The 20,514-nt window shown below is 37.9% G+C and carries 16 protein-coding genes; 9 read left to right on the forward strand and 7 right to left on the reverse strand.

Features of this window, described 5'->3' with window-relative positions:
• Positions 1-316: 316 nt before the first annotated feature.
• Complete coding sequence (locus EFY79_RS02440) at positions 317-1,807, forward strand: acyl-CoA dehydrogenase family protein (protein ID WP_123119065.1); 1,491 nt, start codon at positions 317-319, stop codon at positions 1,805-1,807.
• 361 nt (positions 1,808-2,168) lie between these two features.
• Here the strand turns inward: EFY79_RS02440 and EFY79_RS02450 are convergent, their stop codons facing one another.
• A complete protein-coding gene (locus EFY79_RS02450) occupies positions 2,169-3,281 on the reverse strand; it encodes a PAS domain-containing sensor histidine kinase (RefSeq protein ID WP_123119067.1) in 1,113 nt (370 codons plus the stop codon).
• The gene (locus EFY79_RS02455) at positions 3,278-4,072 is read right to left on the reverse strand and encodes an alpha/beta fold hydrolase (protein ID WP_123119068.1); all 795 of its coding nucleotides are present in this window, start codon (positions 4,070-4,072) and stop codon (positions 3,278-3,280) included. Before EFY79_RS02455 ends, EFY79_RS02450 begins: the two co-directional genes overlap by 4 nt.
• A 575-nt stretch (positions 4,073-4,647) precedes the next feature.
• Between EFY79_RS02455 and EFY79_RS21690 the strand changes: the two genes are divergently transcribed.
• Positions 4,648-4,767 (forward strand): very short patch repair endonuclease, encoded by a 120-nt coding sequence (locus tag EFY79_RS21690; RefSeq protein WP_262683435.1) that lies wholly within the window; start codon positions 4,648-4,650, stop codon positions 4,765-4,767.
• Positions 4,768-4,961: 194 nt separating this feature from the next.
• On the opposite strand, the gene EFY79_RS02465 is transcribed toward EFY79_RS21690, so the two are convergent.
• Together EFY79_RS02465 and EFY79_RS02470 are read right to left on the reverse strand one after the other, a co-directional pair.
• The gene (locus EFY79_RS02465) at positions 4,962-5,285 is read right to left on the reverse strand and encodes a DUF2442 domain-containing protein (protein ID WP_123119069.1); all 324 of its coding nucleotides are present in this window, start codon (positions 5,283-5,285) and stop codon (positions 4,962-4,964) included.
• Positions 5,266-5,535, reverse strand: coding sequence for a DUF4160 domain-containing protein (locus EFY79_RS02470; protein ID WP_123119070.1), 270 nt, complete (start codon positions 5,533-5,535; stop codon positions 5,266-5,268). The genes EFY79_RS02465 and EFY79_RS02470 overlap by 20 nt, the downstream gene beginning before the upstream one ends.
• A 571-nt stretch (positions 5,536-6,106) precedes the next feature.
• Between EFY79_RS02470 and EFY79_RS02480 the strand changes: the two genes are divergently transcribed.
• On the forward strand, positions 6,107-6,277 hold the full coding sequence (locus EFY79_RS02480; protein ID WP_123119072.1) for a PDDEXK family nuclease: 171 nt from the start codon (positions 6,107-6,109) through the stop codon (positions 6,275-6,277).
• 87 nt (positions 6,278-6,364) lie between these two features.
• Here EFY79_RS02480 and EFY79_RS02485 read toward each other — a convergent pair whose 3' ends face one another.
• The 3 genes from EFY79_RS02485 to EFY79_RS02495 all read right to left on the reverse strand — a co-directional run bounded on the left by EFY79_RS02485 (position 6,365) and on the right by EFY79_RS02495 (position 11,027).
• Positions 6,365-10,240 carry a T9SS type B sorting domain-containing protein gene (locus tag EFY79_RS02485; protein ID WP_158605125.1) on the reverse strand — a complete coding sequence of 1,292 codons (3,876 nt, stop codon included), beginning with the start codon at positions 10,238-10,240 and terminating at the stop codon, positions 6,365-6,367.
• A 262-nt stretch (positions 10,241-10,502) separates the two neighbouring features.
• Complete coding sequence (locus tag EFY79_RS21360; protein ID WP_158605126.1) at positions 10,503-10,679, reverse strand: hypothetical protein; 177 nt, start codon at positions 10,677-10,679, stop codon at positions 10,503-10,505.
• 63 nt (positions 10,680-10,742) lie between these two features.
• On the reverse strand, positions 10,743-11,027 hold the full coding sequence (locus tag EFY79_RS02495) for a DUF6933 domain-containing protein (protein WP_123119075.1): 285 nt from the start codon (positions 11,025-11,027) through the stop codon (positions 10,743-10,745).
• Between the two features lie 933 nt (positions 11,028-11,960).
• On the opposite strand from EFY79_RS02495, the gene EFY79_RS02510 reads away from it, so the two are divergent.
• From EFY79_RS02510 to EFY79_RS02535, 6 genes are all read left to right on the forward strand, one after another.
• Positions 11,961-12,200 (forward strand): hypothetical protein, encoded by a 240-nt coding sequence (locus EFY79_RS02510; protein WP_123119078.1) that lies wholly within the window; start codon positions 11,961-11,963, stop codon positions 12,198-12,200.
• 132 nt (positions 12,201-12,332) lie between these two features.
• The gene (locus EFY79_RS02515; RefSeq protein ID WP_123119079.1) at positions 12,333-12,794 is read left to right on the forward strand and encodes a 5-methylcytosine-specific restriction endonuclease subunit McrB; all 462 of its coding nucleotides are present in this window, start codon (positions 12,333-12,335) and stop codon (positions 12,792-12,794) included.
• Entirely contained in the window at positions 12,795-14,768 is a 1,974-nt protein-coding gene (locus tag EFY79_RS02520) for a DUF2075 domain-containing protein (protein ID WP_123119080.1), read from the forward strand.
• Positions 14,769-14,894: 126 nt separating this feature from the next.
• Entirely contained in the window at positions 14,895-16,490 is a 1,596-nt protein-coding gene (locus EFY79_RS02525) for an RNA-directed DNA polymerase (protein WP_123119081.1), read from the forward strand.
• Between the two features lie 214 nt (positions 16,491-16,704).
• Positions 16,705-18,660, forward strand: coding sequence for a hypothetical protein (locus EFY79_RS02530; RefSeq protein ID WP_123119082.1), 1,956 nt, complete (start codon positions 16,705-16,707; stop codon positions 18,658-18,660).
• Complete coding sequence (locus tag EFY79_RS02535) at positions 18,641-20,347, forward strand: hypothetical protein (RefSeq protein ID WP_123119083.1); 1,707 nt, start codon at positions 18,641-18,643, stop codon at positions 20,345-20,347. The genes EFY79_RS02530 and EFY79_RS02535 overlap by 20 nt, the downstream gene beginning before the upstream one ends.
• Positions 20,348-20,514: the final 167 nt, after the last annotated feature.

A 20,514-nucleotide genomic window follows, 5' to 3' on the forward strand; every position in this document is an offset into this window, starting at 1 on the left:
TTAAACGCTTCCTTAAAAGCTTTCGTCAAAAAAATATCGCTCTGGCCTGAAGCGACATAAATTATTTTCTTCTGATTAGATACGTTAGTACAGTGTATAGCGGTCAGCACCCCAGGTCAGACCGCGGATAGCAGTGAACCAACAAATATCCCCGGTTCATATCCTAACTTGCAGACATTTTCCAATTATCCATATCAATATTTTAATGAAGCTAAAGTTCCGGCAATAAAGACCGCTGCCACTGACAAAGGTTATGTGACGTAATTTTACAAAAATAATTTAGGTAGCTTACAGCGAACAAAATCACAGCTAATATATGAAGAGTGAGTTTACAGATTACCTGGAGGATTATAAAAAGGTATTAAAAGAAGTTTTTGAAAAAAAATTTGGCGGAAATGAATTTACCATTGAAAGAGCTTTAAGCCCCGATGAACTAAATAAAATCATGGAGGCGAGGCCTTTGGCGGTAGCGATTCCGGAAAAGTATGGTGGCCGCGGTGTGAAAGTAAAAGAATGCCTGGGTATTTTGTCAGCAGCATCTTATGAGTCTATTTCCTTATCCTTAATGTTTGGTATCAACATCGCTTTGTTTTTAGAGCCGGTAGCTAAATACGCGAATGAATCTGTGAAGGAAGCTATTTTTAAAAACTTTTTAGAGAAACAAAATATGGGCGGATTGATGATTACCGAACCCGATTTTGGAAGTGATGCGTTAAATATGCATACCTGGAATGAGCGTGTGGGAGATTCTTATAAAGTAAAGGGAATAAAGCATTGGCAGGGCCTCACCGGCATAGCCGATTACTGGCTGATCACTTCACGCGAAAAAAATGCCAACGGTGAACTTAACCGCGATATTGATTTTTTTATTTGCGATGTATCTAAGGAAAGACAGCAAATAGTGGTGGAGCAGGTGTATAATAATTTAGGCCTTGAGCTGATTCCTTATGGCAGAAACAGGGTAGACATCCTGGTACCGGAACAAAATAAATTAGTGCCCCAAACGTCGGGTTTAAAAATGATGCTGGATATCCTTCACCGGAGCAGGTTGCAATTTCCCGGCATGGCGATGGGTTTTATCAAAAGAATGCTCGACGAGGCTTTACAACAATGCAACCAAAGAATCGTTGGCGGAAAGAAACTGATCGAACTGGACGAGGTTCAATACCAGGTTTCCCAAATTCAAAGTGCGTTTACGGTTGTTTCTGCCATGTGTTTCAGAAGCAGTTATGTAAGCGGCATAGAGCATGATCTTTCAGCCGAAGGTATAGAAGCCAATTCAATGAAAGCTTATATAACAGATCTGATGCAGGAATCTTCACAGACCTACACCCAATTGTCAGGAGCCAATGGTTACAGGATCAGTAATATTGGTGGCCGTGGCATCATGGACAGCAGGGCTTTCCAGATATTTGAAGGATCAAATGAAATGCTTTATACGCAAATAGGAGAAATGATTGCGAAGTTGATGAAGAGAAAAAAAGAATCGAATATTTACCGGTTTTTGAAAGAATTTAACCTTACCCAAAAGGCTTGCTCTTTTTTTAAAAAAGATATTGATTTCAATTTAGCGGCGGGCATTAGTCAGCGTAAAATGATTGATTTGGGAAAAGTTTTTTCCCGCATCATCGCCTCAAATTTTGTAATAGAAATGGGAGAAAAAGGATTTAGAAATGATTTGGTTACCAATTGCATCAACATGATAAAAGCAGATGTGTCAACACTGATAAGTTCCTTCCATGCTGAAAATACAGTAACACCTGTAGAAAATTACAAGGAAAAAAGCCAGTGGTTTGATTTGGTGTAAAATGCCTGCATAGCGGCCTGCACCGAAGGTCAGACCATGGATAACAGTGAAATAACAAATATGTTCGATTCTTGTTTTGCTTATTTGAAAATGACAATCCAATCTTGTTCAAAAACGTAGCGGTCGGCACCGAAGGTCAGACCGCGAATTAACATGGAACTTTTCTTTGCCACAAAGCCGCAAAGAGCACAAAGCTTCACGAAGAAAAAGATTTCCCTTTGTGCCACTTCGTGCTTCGTGGTTTTGTGTGTAAATGCCTTTGCCTTATTGTCTTTATAGAATACCACCGTCCATACCAATTACAGTCAACCAATAAATGTCCGGGATTTGTGTTCTATCTCTCTCAAGGATTTAAAAGGGTTCAATATTCCATATAAAACCTGAAGGAGGTTTCTTGCTCATCTGAAGTAAAAGTAAGTGAAGCATTATGCGCCCTGGCAATTTCAGCACAAATATAAAGGCCAAGCCCCAGCCCCTGACGGCTTGCTCTCAGGCTTTCTTTGTTAAAAGGCTCAAAAAGCTTTTGGTGCAACACTTCAGGAATAGGATTGCCCTTATTAATAACCGACAATTCCATTTGGGTATCGTTTTGCACAACACGGACAATGACAGGCGTGTCTTTTTCTCCATGAGTAAGCGCATTCGATACCAGGTTGGAAGCCAATTGGGCAATCCGGCTGGAATCACAGTTTACGGTACCGGTCACATCGTATTGTGCAATGATTGGTGTGGCAGGATGTACTATTTTCAATTCTGCAATCACCTGTTCAATCACAGGCTTTATCAAAATATTTCGCCTGTTCAAAACGATTCCTTCGCCCAGGCGCGTTTTTGCAAAATCCATTATATTGGTAATAAGTTCCTGCATCCGGTAGGCGCTGCGCTTTAAAGTGCCAATTAATATTGAATTGGTTTTATCCGTAGAATCATCAAGAAGTTGAGCCGCCATCACAATAGAAGAAAGCGGGTTGCGAAGGTCATGTCCTAACACAGCAATTAATTGTTCGCGCAAAGTGACATTCCTTTTTTCATCCGCCAGTTTCCTTTCCGTCTCTTTTTTGGCATGCTTCAGGTTTTGTTCGTAGATAAGCCTGTCGCCACCTTTTAAAATGGTAAACCGGGTAAATGCAACGTTTCCCGTTTCATCCTTCCTGTCAAGGGCATTGATAATCACTTGCATCCGGGAACCGGAAGTATGTAGAATTTCAAGCATTACCTCATCAAAAAAACCCTGCATCTTTAATAGCGGGGATAAATGCGTTTCATAATATACTTTACCACTTATGGTAAGGATGTCTGAAAAACGTTTGCCTGCTAATTCTTCCGGCGTATAACCCGTCCACTTCGCTAACGTCTTATTAGCTTTTGTAATAATAGCTTTTGAGTCTGCAATAATGAAACCACAGAGATTTTCTTCGAAAAAGTCGTCAAAGCTTTCCTGCTGTGGTTTGGCATTTGCGATGGAAGATTTCACTGTGATAAGAATTGTAATATTTCGTAAGTAGTTTCTTCAGGCGCACTCAGGTTGGGGCAATGTCCTGTAGCGTTCATAAATACTAACTTGCTGCCTTTAATTTGCTGATGCACATATTCTCCCACTTCCCTGGGCGCAATTACATCTTCTGAACATTGCAAAATTAGTGTTGGAATATTTACCGATCCTATAAGCGCCCTTTCATCCGATAAAAAAGTGGTGCGCGCAAATTGCCTCGCTATATCCGGATTGGTTCTGCAAAAACTATTGGCAAGTTCATCACCCAGTTCTTTTCTTTCCGCGTTTCCCATTATCGCAGGCGCCATTGCCATTGACCAGCCCAGGTGATTATCATCCAGGGATTCAAGCAATTCTTCAATCTGCGGTTTCGTAAAGCCACCATAGTAATCGCCGTCATTGATATAACAAGGTGAAGGGCCAACGAGTACCAACGATTTAAAAAGCCCCGGCGCTTTTTGAGAGGCAATAATCCCAATCAGCGCGCTAACAGAATGGCCGACGTATATAATGTCTTTTAACTCCAGTTCCTGTGCAATTTCAATAATGTCATGAGCGTAACCTCTTAAATCACTGTATTTTTCCGGGTCGTAGGCCGACAGGTTAGAATTGCCCGCGCCAACGAGATCCAACAGGATGATTTTATACGCTTCTTCAAAAGCCGGGTATACGTATCTCCACATATTCTGGTCGCAGCCAAACCCATGAACGAACATGATCGGCTGAGAACCTTTACCTTTTACTACTACATTATTGCGGGTAATGACGCTCATCTTTACTTATAATTTAAACCTATTGGAAGAAGCAGGCGGGGAATAAAACAGATGTATCAAATTGAAATAAAATTACAAAAAATACTTTCAAAAAAACCGGTTTGCTCACCGTTCATCCTTAAATTTTATATAAACTTCAGGATGAGATAGTTGTTGCACCAGTTCTCAATATGACGGTATTTTATTCTTTTAATTTGGCTGTCTTTTTCGATCCTCCACGGATTAAGATGCCAGTTTTTTCACCACTAAGCCACAAAGAGCACAAAAGTTCACGAAGAAGAAGATTTCCTTTGTGCCACTTCGTGTGCTTTGTGGCTTTGTTTTTAAATATCTGCATAGCGGTCGGCACAAGCCAGACCGCGGATTAAGTGAACCAACAAACAATGCGATTTTTTATTTAGGCAAAAAGCAATACAAGGCGTTAACTTAAGACGTTTGCTGCAAAGAAAGATAGTCTATCCAACGGCTTTTGCCGCGCGCAGGCCCGGAAAAACGCGCGGAGCGATCGGGTTTTCCTTGATTTTTTGTTTCTTTTGTATCAAGACAAAAGAAAGAGCAATACCTAACTTTGCCTCATGGCAGACGTCCACTCCAAAGAAATGCGCAGCTACAACATGAGCCGCATCAAAGGCAAGAACACAAAGCCTGAAATGCTGGTTAGAAAACGGTCGGAACGCTTGCCTTCGGCGGTCTGAACGATCTTATTCAAGAGTTTTCTGCAGACCGCGACCCCGGCTTTCCTGGTAAAATAACAAGCAAAAATAAATGGGGTATTAAAAGCAACAGTATTTTCTAATTCTGTTTTTGAGTTGCATCATGAAAAAAGAGAAAGTGTATTCATTATGGTGAAGCTATGCATCTGTTACTTACATCATGGCCAAAAAGAATATTACGCAGCAATAAAACCTTTGGCGCCTTTTACGATATTACGCAGTTCATCGCGCAAAAAGCCTTTCAGGCTTAAGTCTTCATCGAGGGCAGGCCAGTGGATTCCGGCACCATCCGCAATTATTTCATATTCATTCAATGCGTCTTTACCTGCTGCTTTGAGATTAGGGTACGATGATAACTTTTGACGTAGAATGGCCGAAGTATTGAGAATGATCAACATCATATCCAGTTCGGGATATACCTCAATCGCTATAATGCGCAATCCATCTTCAAAGATTATTTTTTCTACTGCATCATACCTGTTATTTATTGAAGTGCTCATTCCATTTAGCTTTAAAAGTTTTTGAATGGGTTATTATTGTTTCCATAATCATTTTTATTTCGCTATTTGTGAATCCGTTCATATATGCTATTTCTATATTTGGTAAGAGCCAGATTTTTCCATTCGCACTTCCTTTTGTCACATGTACATGTATCGGCTCACTATTTTCATTACTATAAAAGAAAAACCTAAACCCGTTAATCACTAATAATGTCGGCATAAAATTATTGTCTGCCTGCTTATCCGGCATGTTTTAATCTGACTTTAAGTATTCACTTGTTCTCTCAAAAATAAGCATTTTCACACACAGATATTCCTAAATCTATCCCTGAAACTATTTATTTAAAATTACTGTGCATTAAGGGTTGTCAGCTTTTGAAAAGTTGGCAATCCTAATAAATTATACCGCGGATAACAGTGAACAAACCATACCTACCGGCAGGCAGGTAAATATCTCCGGTTTTTATTTTATTCTAATAAAAGCCTCCCGACAAAGCCGATATAATAAATCAGCTCTCCGAAACAAGACAGGCATTAAATTGGCTTTTGCCGCGCGCAAGCCTGGAAAAACGCGCGGAGCGATCGGAGCCTGTCCGCCCACCGGCGGATTTTCCCTGATTTTTTGTTTCTTCTGAGCCTGTCGAAGAATGCATCAAGGCAAAAGAAAAGTAAAGGCACCGAAGGTCAGGCCGCGGGCAACAGTGAAACGTAGCGGTCAGCACCGCAGGTCAGACCGCGGGCAAGAGGGACAACAGCAAACCAACAAATGATGTGATTTTTTATTTAGGAAAAAAGCAATACAAGGCATTTAACTTTGCCTCATGGCAGACGTCCACTCCAAAGAAATACGCAGTAAAAATATGGCGGCTATCAAAGGCAAGAACACAAAGCCTGAAATGCTCGTTAGAAAATTTCTTCATGCCAACGGCTTCCGTTATAAACTCCACGATAAAAGTCTCCCCCGGCAAACCGTATCTTTCAATGAACAGTAAAGCAACAAATAAAGAAGATTTTTATTTGGTTGGTACAAGATACTGAAATGTAAATCAGAACGATAAATTCTGTTTCTTTTCATTGTGCTATCTCATCAACATCACCGTTCCTTTCTTATTCTCTGCATTTCCGCCGGCAAGCTGGTAGCTGCACATCCATACAAAAATATCGGTATCACAATCAGCCCCATGAAAAGTCCCATTCCATCCGTTTAATAAATCCTTACTTTCAAATACTTTCTGCCCCCATCCATTATATACCATAAAAGAATAATGAACCACATTGCCAAATATTATGGGCTTAAATACATCATTCTTGCCGTCATTATTGGGTGAAAATGCATTGGGTATATAAAACCCAACCATACAGTCTTTTTGTGAGATGGTAATAAACTCTTTACCCACACAGCTATTATTATCCGTAACCTGCAACCAGTAGCTCCCTGGTTTATCAATCGTTACAGAAGAAGCAGTTGTGTTATTGCTCCATAAATAATCAACAAATCCCGGCTTCGCTGCTATGACAAGTGTTCCATAGGAACAAATAGACGTGTCTTTTGGCAAAAAGCCCGACGGTAAAGGAACAATGCTTGTAATTACAGAAGTATCATTGCCCCGGCAGCCCTTTTCGTCAGTTACCCTTACAAAATAAGTTCCTGGTTTATCAACCAATAAAGCTTTTCCACTACTGCCATCATTCCATAAATAAGAAGCAAAATTTCCCGCATCTAATAATCTTGACCCGCCGGAACACAACGTATTATTTGGGTCCAGCATGACCACAGGATTTGAAAATAAATTTACCACTACCGTATCCAAAGAATGGCAGCCTTCGGCTGACATCGCATTAATCAAATAAACACCCGCTTTCTTTGCAACAATGAAAGAAGCAGCCGAGCCATTGCTCCACATATAGGATGAAAAATGATTGCCTGCATTAAAAATCACGCTGTCTCCCATGCAAAAGCTGGTATCCGCGCCAAGGTTTACCGGCAGGGAGTGGTTCACTTTTACATAAACCGTATCATATGCAAAACATCCGGGTGTTTTTTCCGCTTTTACGGTATAAGAAGTATTGGTTAAAGGGGTGGCAATTAAATCCGGCGAATTAGCAGAACTGAGTTGATAATCCGGGCGCCATTCATAATTTAAAAATCCGGGTGTGGCATGTAATTGAATCGTATCGCTGTTGCATTTAACCCGGTCCGGCCCGGCACTAAAAGGAATTGGCGGATGTGTGCTCACCATAACAGTGTCGCTAAGTTTAGTGCCGCAGGCATCCCGGGTAGTTACAAAATATTTCCCCGGCTGCGTTACGGTAAAAACAGAATCTATGGAACCATCCTGCCATTTGTATGATGCATATCCCTTTTTGGCATTTAATATCATCGTATTGCCCGGGCAAATTACCGTATCCGGCCCGAGAGATGGAGGAATTGTCGGATGCTTGCTTACAATAATGGTATCGCTAAACAAAATAGCACAGGCATCCATTGTTGCTACAAAATATTTTCCGGGTTGCGTTACGGTGAAAATGGAATCCGCGGAGCCATCCTGCCATTTATAAGAGGCAAAGCCTGTTTTCGCATGTAATATAAAACTGCTGCCGGCACACATCACCGTATCCGCGCCCAAATCAAAAGTAGTCGGTGTGTGTGGGCTCACTATCAGGGTATCGCTAAATATATTCCCGCAAATATCAGTGGCAGTAACATAATATTTACCCGGCCCCCATACGGTGAAAACAGAATCAGCAGAGCCGTCCTGCCAGGTATAAGAGGCAAACCCGTTTGTGGCATTTAATGAAAAATAGGTCCCCGGACACATTACCGTATCAGCGCCCAAATTAAGAATAGCCGCAGGATATTGCTTTACTGCAATTGTATCACTAAATATTCCTCCGCAGGCATCCATGGTAGTTACATAATATTTACCCGGCTGCGTTACATTGAAAACGGAATCCCCGGAACCGTCCTGCCATTTATAAGAAGCATATCCTTTTTTGGCATTTAATAAAAAACTGTTGCCCGCGCATATCATAGTATCAGCGCCCAGGTTAAGCTGCGTGGGCGATTGAAGCACGGTTAGTTTTACCGAATCCTTTACCATACCGCAACCATTTACGTTCGCATAAAGATAGCCCTGCCACGGTTTGTCAAAAGAAATATTAAAAGTAGAATCGCTGACACGGTTAAAGAATTTCACAGAAGAATCATCATAATCCCAGGCAGGTATTGCCCCGCATTCCTTATTCTTTTTTATGTTGATAGTAAGAGTCGTGTTGGCGCAAATGGTATCGCGGGGAACACTTATTTTTAGTGAATCACAAAAGCTAACCTGCTTACAATTGCTGGAAATAATAAAGCTGTTATTGAAAACGCCTTTAAAAGGGCGCGGGTCTTCTGCTAATACATTTTCGCTGATGCTGTCAATCCAGGGTACCGCATTGTAAAAAGATACCGGCTCCACAAATGTGCTCAATGTATCCTTGCCAAGGCAGGTGCTGGCCGTGTCACTATTATGAAGTCTCATAAATTCCATAGCGCTTAAGGAAGTGGCTGAATCTCCAAAGAAGCTGGTTATTATCTGGCCGCCATCATCCATTTGCAGAAAATTAGATATCCATGATATGCCGATTCCCCTGTAATTAATCACCCTTTCTTTCAAAATTTGACCATTCCTGCAATTGCCAAAAATTACATTTCCGTTATAGCCTGAAATGTAATTCATTCGCGTATAGGCGGCGCTTCCATCTTCAAATACGGTAACTTTAGTATTATAAGAATTGCTCGCGTCGGGCGACCTGAAAATCCATGAACGAACAAAATCCATCTTGGGGGTCATTTCTAATATGCCAAAATGAGTAGCCATTTCCGGGTCTACCGGTGAGGTTGCATCAGAAACGCCCGGGCCAAATACAGCCAAATTACCATTGTTAAGCTTTACCATATTGTTTGGGTAAAATACATGCCAGAAATTAGGTTGCCCTGCTCTCAGCATGTTGGTGGACAAGGTGTCACCCGTTGATGCATTTACTACCATTCCCAAACAATCGTAACTATAACCCATACCAACATATCCACCCCTTCTTCCCACAAAGGTCACGGTATGGCCGGATATGTCTATACCGATAAACATCGGAGAATCTCCTGTTGCCACCCCTTTGCTCCAAATCACATTTCCTGACAAATCCATTTTAAAAGCAAGCGCCTGCCGCGGGAAGCCATAATGCCTTACATCCCCCGCTACATATAAATCGCCATTTGCATCCTGTTTGCAGTCTATAATATCTATAGCGCCATCAGTGGTATCGGCATCCCACAATTTGGTTTTAAAGGTTTTTTCCCATATCAAATCCCCTGTAGAAGATACCCTCAGCATCATGAAATCTGACCGTCCGTTATAAGGCATCCGGATGTCCATATTGCCTGCCAGCAAAATGCTGTTATCATTTAATTCAAAAGCCTTATATACATCCATAAACCGGTTGGAAGAGTCACGCTCAATGGATCGGCTCCAGAGCGTATCACCCTGCTGGGTACATTTTACCAAATGCGCACTCGTATTGCCTGAATACGGATCATAATCAAATCCGGGTATTAAAACATTACCATCCCTTGTTTTGGTAATAAAGTCGTTGGCAAACCATACTCCGCCGCTTTTTTCATAAACGAGCCTCTGGCTGGTATCCTGGCATTGGGTAGTGGCTACTCTTTCTTTGTTCATTGATATTACTCCTGGTTGGTAATTACCGATACTTCGCTGCCGGTTCTTTATAAATGTGGATATATAATTATTGAAAGATGCGGGCCGCCTGTTTGGATAAATATCTCTCAAGCTGCTTTGCGATCTGCGATTTATTACCGAATCTGCTTGTCTGAATGCTTTTGCTGGCTGAAATGGTGTTTGTGCCCTTGTAGTAACCGGGGAAACTATAAATAACACCAAAAAAATCGTAAGCAATTTTGAGAATGGGGCCATAAAGTGATTAAAAAACGGGCTAAAGTAAAGATTATTATAGTGGGTAGATATTTTTTTAGCCTGGAGATCTGTTTATGCCCGCTTCCTTAAAAATTGGCAGGGCTAAGCTGCATAGCGAGTCCAACGAGGATACCACACTCAGCCGTGCAGCAAACCGACAAATAAGGCTGGTTTTTATTTTATAGATTTGATCTCCGGTTTGGAAGGATGTTGGCTGAGACGCCGGCATCAGCAGGAAGTAAGATTATTTATCCAGCAAACCTTTTTCTGCCCAATAATCCCTGGTGCGAAGATATTTGCCTGAGGCACCATCTTGTGTCAGCCAATCAACATAGCTATCTTCAATTTCATCGGGATGTAATGCATTATAGGAAGGCGCCATGCGGCATCGCGATTCAATATTATAGGAAATAGAATTCATCCGCCCGAGCATTGACCGGCTGTTCGTTTTGCTTATCACATACCCTTCCTGCACCAGCCGCATCTAGTGCTCAATAAATTCCTTCTTAAATTTATTACGCGCCAGTAACAGGGGAAGGTGTTGATAAAAAGAAGGCAATGTTGTGTTGATGCTTTTCCCGGGTGCCAGCACCAGCAACAAAGAAGGATCATGGACGTACATCACCAATTGTTTTCCCGCAAATCCGGTGGACAATAATTTTGCATACCACGAGTGCATATGCTGGTTTTCTGATGGCGCAGATATATACATCACCGGTGGCAAACGCGAGGTATTTAAAGGCTTTTGTACCGCATGAAGAATTATCATTCCACGAAAGTAAGGTGATTGAAATATATTTGCTGCTGATCACTTTCTATGTTGTCATCAATGTAAAAGTGAACTATCCTGCCTGTACTGCACACAGTTAAATCCCCACGATTCTTATTTGGTAACTTTATACCATGGCAGATGTGCATACCAAAGGAATCCGCAGTAAAAATATGGCGGCTATCAAAGGCAAGAACACAAAGCCTGGGATACTGTTGCCAGCTTGCATCACGAAATAGCTACACCTTCCTTTATAGTCTATCCACCGGCTTTTGCCGCGCGCTAGCCCGGAAAACCCGCGGAGCGATGGTAGCCTGCCCGCCCACCGGCGGATTTTCCTTGAACTTAGCGAAGCGATCTCATAGGCACCTTAAAAAACAACAACAATCCGCGGATAACTTTTTGGTTACTTTTTCTTTCAAGAGAAAAAGTGACAAAGCAAGTTATTAGAGTGATAGGTAACTTCTCAACTCCGTGGGACAGTAAACCAAAAATGTATCAAGACAAAAGAAAGAGCAAAGGAACTGAAGGTCAGACCGCGAATAACAGTGAACCAACAAATGATGTGATTTTTTATTTAGGAGAAAAAGCAATACAAGGCATTTAACTGTGCCTCATGGCAGATGTGCACTCCAAAGAAATACGCAGTAAAAATATGGCGGCTATCAAAGGCAAGAACACAAAGCCTGGGATACTGTTGCCAGCTTGCATCACGAAATAGCTACACCTTCCTTTATAGTCTATCCACCGGCTTTTGCCGCGCGCTAGCCCGGAAAAACCCGCGGAGCGATGGTGTTTTCCTTGAACTTTTTGGTTACTTTTTCTTTCAAGAGAAAAAGTGACAAAGCAAATTTCAAGAAAAAAATAACACACAAGAACAAATAGTGTCTTAAAACCCACAGCTTTTTACGGTTATCCTTTTTAAGTTGCAAAATGAAAAAAAAGAAAGTCTATTCACTATGTGAAGCCGTTGCTGACATAAGCTACATAGCAGCCAAAGAAAACTATACCACCGACGACAGCCGCGAAATGATCAGCCAGTTTATTGAATGGGCAAAAGAATTTGAACGTTTACATAAACATATCAAATGGGGCATCAATTCGCCTTTAGATTACATTGATTCAATTTATTATTTTACCTTGTTCAAAATAAACCAATGGCGTAAGGTATGAGTGAAGGTTGATCAAAATAATTATTTCTTACCTAAAACCTTCATAAACACATATTCGAAAGAAAGAATTTGCTACATTGTGATATAGTTTACGACTGCTCCTGAAAACTAACGGTACTTTTAAATTATTTCCATGAAAGAAGATATTAAAGTAATTCTTCCAGCTTTCTTTGCACAAACCGAAACGGATAGTCTTGCTACCAGTCATTATCCTCGTTTTTATTCAGGCTTAAATTTAAAAGCTGGTTTCGGACAAGGAAGAGTTGCTAGAATAGCGTGGATTGCTTTTCTTGGCAAAGATCAAAAAGTAACCAATGGCATCTTTCCTGTTTTCTATTTTTTTAAACAAGAACACAAGCTAATTCTTGCTTATGGAATAAGTGAACAAGAAAAGCCGAATAAGAACTGGAACGTTCCGCCAGGTACAAAAACAATTATGCAATACTTTCGGCAATTTGGCAAAGTGCCACATACATATGGCCTGTCCTATGTTTACGAAGTTTACAATACCAATCTTGATTTAAACTATAATGAAATCGAAAGCGATTTAGATAAGTTAATTGCTTACTATAAAAAAATTATGCAGCCGAAATAAATGAATTCTTACTTCTATTCAAATACCATTCAAGATTTTCTTACGTCTTCAACTAACGAGATTTTTGGAACTATCACCCGCAACAGCGATTTTCCGGATGAGCCAACACAAAAGGGTGCGTGGACTCAGGAAATAAAAACTTTAAAAGAAGTTTTAATCAACTATCACGGCAAAATATTCTTTGAATATTCTATCCCCAGAATGGGAAGAAGAATTGATGTCGTTTTAATTATCGAGAATGTAATTTTTGTGGTAGAATTTAAAGTGGGTGAAAAAGATTTCTATCAAAGTGCGATTGATCAAGTTTGGGATTACGCATTGGATTTAAAAAATTTCCATGAAACGAGTCACGCCAATTTAATTGCTCCGGTTTTAGTTTGTACAGAATCTAAAAAAGCATTTGTATTTATTTCGGAAATGCCACATCAAGACAATCTGTTATTTCCGATAAAAACCAATGAAGAAAATTTAAGTGAGGTTATCAAAACCGTTCTTGCCTTTGCCGATGGCGAAAATATTAATGTAGATGGTTGGGCTGGTGGACGCTATTCGCCTACTCCTACTATCATTGAGGCTGCTATGTCTTTGTATAGCGGTCATGGCGTAGAAGAAATCGCGCGCACAGATGCCTCGGCCATAAATTTATCTACCACCACAGATGCTGTTTTGAATATCATTAAGCAAGCAAAAGCGCAACACCAAAAAGCCATTTGTTTTGTTACCGGAGTTCCGGGTGCGGGAAAAACTTTAGTGGGATTGAATATTGGCGCTAAGAATTATAAAGACAATGAAAAATCTTCTACTGTTTTTCTTTCAGGTAACGGCCCTTTAGTAGCTGTGTTACGCGAAGCACTCACCAGAGATAAAGTAAAAAGAGAAAGGAAGAAGGGAAATAAAATTAGAAAGGGAGATGCTTTCAGTCAGGTGAAATCAATGATTCAAAACGTTCATAATTTTCGCGATGGCTGTCTTATAGATGCTACTCCTCCTTTTGAACATGTAACCATCTTTGATGAAGCGCAAAGAGCCTGGGATATTACACAGACTTCCAACTTCATGAAGCGAAAAAAGAATGTTGCTGACTTTAATATTTCTGAACCTGAGTTTCTTATTTCCTGTTTGGACAGACATCAAGATTGGGCGGTGATAGTTTGCCTCGTGGGTGGTGGACAAGAAATAAATACCGGTGAAGCGGGAATCAGCGAATGGATAGAATCTGTAAATCGCTCCTTTCCTGAATGGCAGGTTTATGTTTCTGATAGATTAACTGATAGCGAATATGCCGCCGGACATGCTTTGCAATTATTAGAAAAACACAAAACAGTTGTTTTTAACAAAGACCTTCATTTGTCAGTTTCGATGCGCTCTTTTCGGGCAGAGAATGTGTCTCTTTTTGTAAAGAATCTTTTGGACATGAATATGGAAGAAGCCAGAAAAAATTATGAAGAATTAAAAGATAAATATCCAATTGTTCTTACGCGCGATATTAAAAAAGCAAAGCAATGGCTGCGGGAAAAAGCGCGGGGTACAGAGCGGTATGGAATTGTTGTTTCATCACAAGCAATCAGATTAAAGCCTTACGCCATTGATGTAAAATCGCCAATGGATCCTATACATTGGTTTTTGGATGGTAAGGAAGACATCCGTTCTTCTTATTATTTGGAAGATGTAGCAACAGAATTTCAAGTGCAAGGTTTAGAATTAGATTGGGCTTGCGTTACATGGGACGGAGATTTAAGATATTCGCCAGATGGCTGGAAAGCTTTTTCATTTGTGGGTAGTAAATGGCATAACATTAATAAAGAAGAAAGAAAACTGTATTTGAAAAATGCCTACCGGGTTTTATTAACCAGAGCGCGGCAAGGAATGGTGATTGTTGCGCCGGAAGGTGATGAAGAAGATGAAACGAGGAAGAAGGAATATTATGATGAGACGTTTGAGTATTTAAGGCAAATTGGGGTTGGAATAATATAGAACAGCTAAGGTTTGAAAACAGCACTTGAATAGAAGATTTATATAAGTTGGCACTCCCATTAATTGAATTTATCACGCCAAAAATACAGTCGAGATCTTGTTCAAAATTAAAATTAGTTAGAGTACATGTCAAAATTAAAAGAAGCATCCTATCGTTGGGCAATAAAACACTTGTTAAAAGAAAGTGATACTGATTTGTTTCCACGTCCTTTTGAGTTATCAATTATTCGAGAGATGGAGGAAAGTCTTATCAAAACCTTAGTTGATATTGATATCTCAAATTATCAATGGAATTCTGCAAGACGTTTCCTCGTGCCTAAAGATAATATGGCTTATAGGAATGCTACTCAACTTCACCCAATTGACAGTATATTACTTAGCGCAATACTTTATGAATTCGGATTCTTAATTGAGCAAAAGAGACAGCCTGAAACCGTAGTATTCAGCTATAGATTTAAGCCAACAACAGATGGAAGTATGTATGGCAATAAAACAGCTTGGAACGATTTCTGGCAAGCGTGTCGAAATGAAATTTCTACTTGGGATGAAGATGATCATAAATATATTTTTGATGAAACATACAAGTATGTTGTCACTTGCGATATTTCTGATTTTTATAATCAGATCTATTTACACACAATTGAAAACCAATTAACCGATTGCGGATTTCCTAACCAAGTGCAAAAACGAATTATTGATTTAATTAAGAAACTTAATTTATCAACTTCAAGAGGAGTTCCTATAGGACCACATAGTGTTCACCTACTTGCAGAAATGAGTCTGATTCCAGTAGATGCAAATCTTTCTTTTCAAAATATTAAATACTTCAGATATGTAGACGATATGGTGTTTTTTTGTAAAGGCGAAAAAGAAGCTAGAATTAGAATCCTTCAAATTGCTGAGATTTTGGATAAAGAGCAAAGATTAACTCTACAACGTCAAAAAACCCAAAAGTTTACCACCACTGCATTCATGGATTATGTCCAAAAAATGCTAATGGAAAAGCCCGCTTATGAAACTGAAAATGAAATCGTCGAAATAATTAGGGAATACACTGGTGGAAACTCTTATACAAAAATCAACTTAAATGAAATTGAAGACGAGGACTTAAAAATACTTTCCCGCGAAAACATTATTAACTTATTGAATGAATACCTTGAAGTAGAGAATTTCGAAAAGCTTCGCTGGCTTTATAGGCGGCTATCTCAAATAGGAATTCCTCATGCTATAGATTTTTCCATAGATAATTTTCAAAAATTAATTCCTGCTCTTAATGACATGTGTCTTTATATTAATTCGTGTGCTGAAAATTACCAATCAGATTGGAAGAATATAGGCGAGTTTATTATAAATCTGATGGAGGATGAAATGGTAGAAAACAATCCCTTCTATCAAATATCTCTTTTAAATCTTTTTGTATATAATAAAAGATTAAATCACATTAGCGAATTAATAAAGGTTTTCAAAAAGGGCAATGAGGATGTTAGACGAAAAATTCTTTTGGATAGTATTAATTATGAAAATGCGTCCTGGATTTATCAATTGAAGGAAGATCAAGCACGATACAGCGAATGGACCCGAAGAGCTTATTTGATAGCCACAAAATCATTACCCCCAGATCAGAAGAAATTTTTACACCAGAATATATCAGAAACCCTAAATAAAAAACAAATCCTTGAAGGATTAATATTACAATGGGCAAATAAAAAAACTGAATTATAGTTGCAGAAGTAATGTAGGAGATGCAACAAGGAAGCCGGAATATTACGATGGAACGTTTGAATATTTGCAGGAGAGGGGTATCGAGATGATATAAAATTCATACTCACAATATTTTGAAACAGCAATTGATCGAAGCTTACGTGACCTTATTTTCACTAAAATCAGCAAAGATTATGAGCACATGTTCAATATAGCACTTTAATCTCAATAATTCATGTTTAAGAATATAGATTATACAAAAACTTTAAGTCTAGTTAAATACATAAATAGCTTAGACCCAAAAATAATAAAAAGACTAAATGCTTGTTTGAAAGCCAGTCCTCAAAAGGAAGCAATTGATCATAACAACAATCAAATACATAGCCCTACACTGGCACATGTAATTCATCAAGAGAAGCTATTTAAACCTTTTATTCCTACTATTTCTGATGATATTCCATTGGATATTTACATTAATCTATGTGTTAATCAATATAATTTTCACAAATCATCGAATTACAAAACTGTATTAGAAAAAATTAGAAGTATTCCAATATATAAAGTGGCATATCAAATACATAATGATTTGGCGTTTATTTCTCTAGTGCATGCTTTATATCGACGTAAAAGTTCTTGGGTAAAATTTATTGAAGGGTTCAATGGAAACGACTGGCAAGAAATTCATCTCTTAGCTGAAACCTTACCAATTTCTAATGCAAAACTTGATGAATTTATTGTATGGATTTCATTAGTTGTTGAAAAGCAATCAAAGGATTTAGCTCTTAATGGAATTGCAAAATATATTTACGAATGGATCATTAGAAGCAAGACTGTTTATCTTGAAATAGATCGTGATTTAGTTGAATTAGCTGCAAATAATTCCGTGAATCTCATTCTTGGGTCCCTGCTAAGGGGTATAAAGGAAAAGCAACAAAAGAATAATAAATACTATATTCGAAAACTTGAAAATATTATTGTAGAAAGTAATGCTTATAAAATTTTACATGCGCTCGGAATAATCAGTTTAGATGATAAAACTTCAATTGATATTTATTATCAGTTGCTTCTATACAAAGTTAATCACGAGAATCTCAGGTTAAGTGATTTTATTAGTCTATGTTCTATTTTCCAATTGCATCGGCAAGAATTGTTTTCAAAAATTGATAATATAATTAAGATTTCCGAGAATGAGAGCGAGCTAAGATCTATTATTCGACTATTAATTAATGACGAAAAAAATGAAATAGAACCGTCCTGGAAACTAAAAAGCAGTTACTTTTTATTTGCTAAAAATATTGATTCTATCCAAAATGAACTCGATTATTTTTTAATTTCCATTGCAGATAGAGATTTGCAGCAGGCTTATGAATTATTTGAGGCGAGAATGAAAATAATGGCGCACATTAATTTGCTAAAAGCTGCTTTTATTCATATAGTACAAAAGGACCTTCATTTGTTTCAATCCAAACTTATAAACTGGTTAAATCAGGAAGATTCATATTTACATCTTGCTGTTCGGGAGATTTGTTCTATACACGAACTTAATCAAAGCCTTTTTGAAATTCCCATAAATCTATTTGAAAACTATAGTAATGAGGACAAACTTTATATCGCTTATAAAATTGTAGGATATGTGTATTCTATGGTTGCATTACAAAGACTAATACTTTCATTAGTTGAGTCGATAGATAAAGAAAACGACAGTTTAAACACCGCGATGTATTTTATTCTAACTGAGTATGTGGCTTATAACTATAGAGGAACCTTAGAGCTTATAAAAAAATCTTTGATTGAACATAAGCTTACGGCTTTTGCAAAAGAATTATTTGAAAAGACCATTGAATATTTCGAAAACTATTTTACTCAGTTAAAAAGCATTTTGATGGATAAGGAATTAAAACCTTATAAAGAACATCTTTTGCTGAAGAGATTTTATATGCAGAAACAATTCTCTGGTTTGCCAGAGACTGCAAGAAAAAACTCGATTTCAAATCTTTTTAAAAATACCCAGATAAATTCCAGCAAATGGGCAATACGTCGTTCAGGACAACTAAAGCATGAAATTAGAGACCTCGGTCATATATCTGTAACTTCAGAATTTCCTTCGGGGGAAATTTTAAATCCTATTTACCAAGAGTATATCCGAAGAACTTATCAAAAAATACAAAAGAATGAAATTAATTTTCACTGACTATATCGCATCTTTAAAAGAGGAAAAGGAACTTGACAGTCTCATTGAGGACATTTTACGTGAGTATGATTTTGAAATAGTGTTCAGTCCGAAAAAAGGGGTAAGACAGTATGGTGTTGATATTTATGCTGTGGGGACGGATTGGAAAGATGGTATCAAAAAACTGTTTCTTATAACTGTTAAACAAGGTAATTTAGACAGAAAGAATTGGGAAAATGGGCCTCAGGCTTTACAACCTTCACTGCAGAACATAACCACAGTCTTTGTACGTAATAACATTTTGCCTGCCCATAAGAATCTTCCAATAAAAATTCTTGTAGCACATAACGGTGAAAATGATTCAGCTATTCAACAAAATTTTGTCGGTTTTGCTGATTTGAACCCAAATTATGAATTTGATATTTGGCAATTGGAAACATTAGTTTCACTAGTGCAAGAAAAATTGATTAATGAAAATGTATTTTCAGACAAGGCTAAAAGAGCGTTGAGAAAGATAGTTATTAATGTTTCAAATCCGGATTATGATTTTGCGGATTACATTTTTTTATTGGCAGAAATAGTTAATCAAATAGAGTTTAAAAAGAGTAGTAAAAAGCAGAATTTAAAACAACTAAGAAAAATAAATCTCATAAATACTATTGTTATTTCTTATTGTGAATATGAAAATGACTTACGACTAGGATTAAAGCTTTCTGAGATAACAAGTTTGCAAATGTGGAAAATAATCAATGAAAATGGAAATGTATCTGATGTTGACTACTTTAATGAATTTTTCAAAACCTTAATTACTCGTCATGATCTTCTTCATAAATACTTAAACAAAATTCTTCCTATCTGCTATATTAAGGATGGGTTAAGTAAGCATAGTCATGATTCTGTTACTTATTCGTTAGCGGTTTATGAGCATTTAGGCCTTATAGCCTTATCTGGTTTAGAATTTCTTCAATTTGCAGAATTATATTCAACAAAGAGCCCTGAGATTGCTACAATGCTGATAAATTACGCGAAGGAATGTGTAAATGGTATTATCGGTGTGTTCAATAATAATGTAATTGTTTTTAGTCCACGTGCTGATGATCAAATTATTGAAATTAATCTGTGCTTTCTTTTACTTTTCAAATTTGAAAAGAACGACGATATAAAAACGTTGCTTTTAGAATTTAATGAAGGCATTGCTCGTGCAAAAATGTTCTCAAATGTTGCTCCATCTTTTAATAACAGTATTGACGAAATTTACGAATTGGATATTGATATTAACAAGAGAAAAAAACATGACTATAAATCATCTTGCCTATTATTAATTCTTACAGAGTGGGCGCTTGTTATAAATGATGCTGAGGTATATCAGAATTTCTTTGAATTAAAAAACCGTCTTTTTAAAGACATTGACTTGATTCTTTGGTTTCCGGACAATGAAACAGAGAAAAATCTATATACAGAATGTGCTTATCCAAATACAGGATACAGTCTTTCCAATATCGAGTTGTTAGATAGCTTTGAGGATTTTAAGCAAATAACTTTGACAGAATATGTAAATAATTGCGAAGAGGCCAATTATTATTTTATTAAAGAAAACTTATGGATAATTGGATTAATAGCTAGTAGGCATTATAGAACCTACATCTTTCCATATTACTGGAGAAGTTTGATTATCAATCAATCGGCTTCACAAAGCGTAAGAATTTAATTTCGGCTTCGTACTGTAAAAAAAAAGTTTGCCAGTACCCTTTCAGTGAGGCCGGTACATCCAAATCCCAATTTTTGTAAGAAATTTGGTTTACATTTTGCTCCCCGTATATTTTAATCATTAAATTACTAAATGATGAGCAGCGCATTTGTAAAAGAATCGGAAGA

Source organism: Hanamia caeni (assembly GCF_003721595.1).
In the GTDB taxonomy this organism is placed as follows: Bacteria; Bacteroidota; Bacteroidia; order Chitinophagales; family Chitinophagaceae; genus Ginsengibacter; species Ginsengibacter caeni.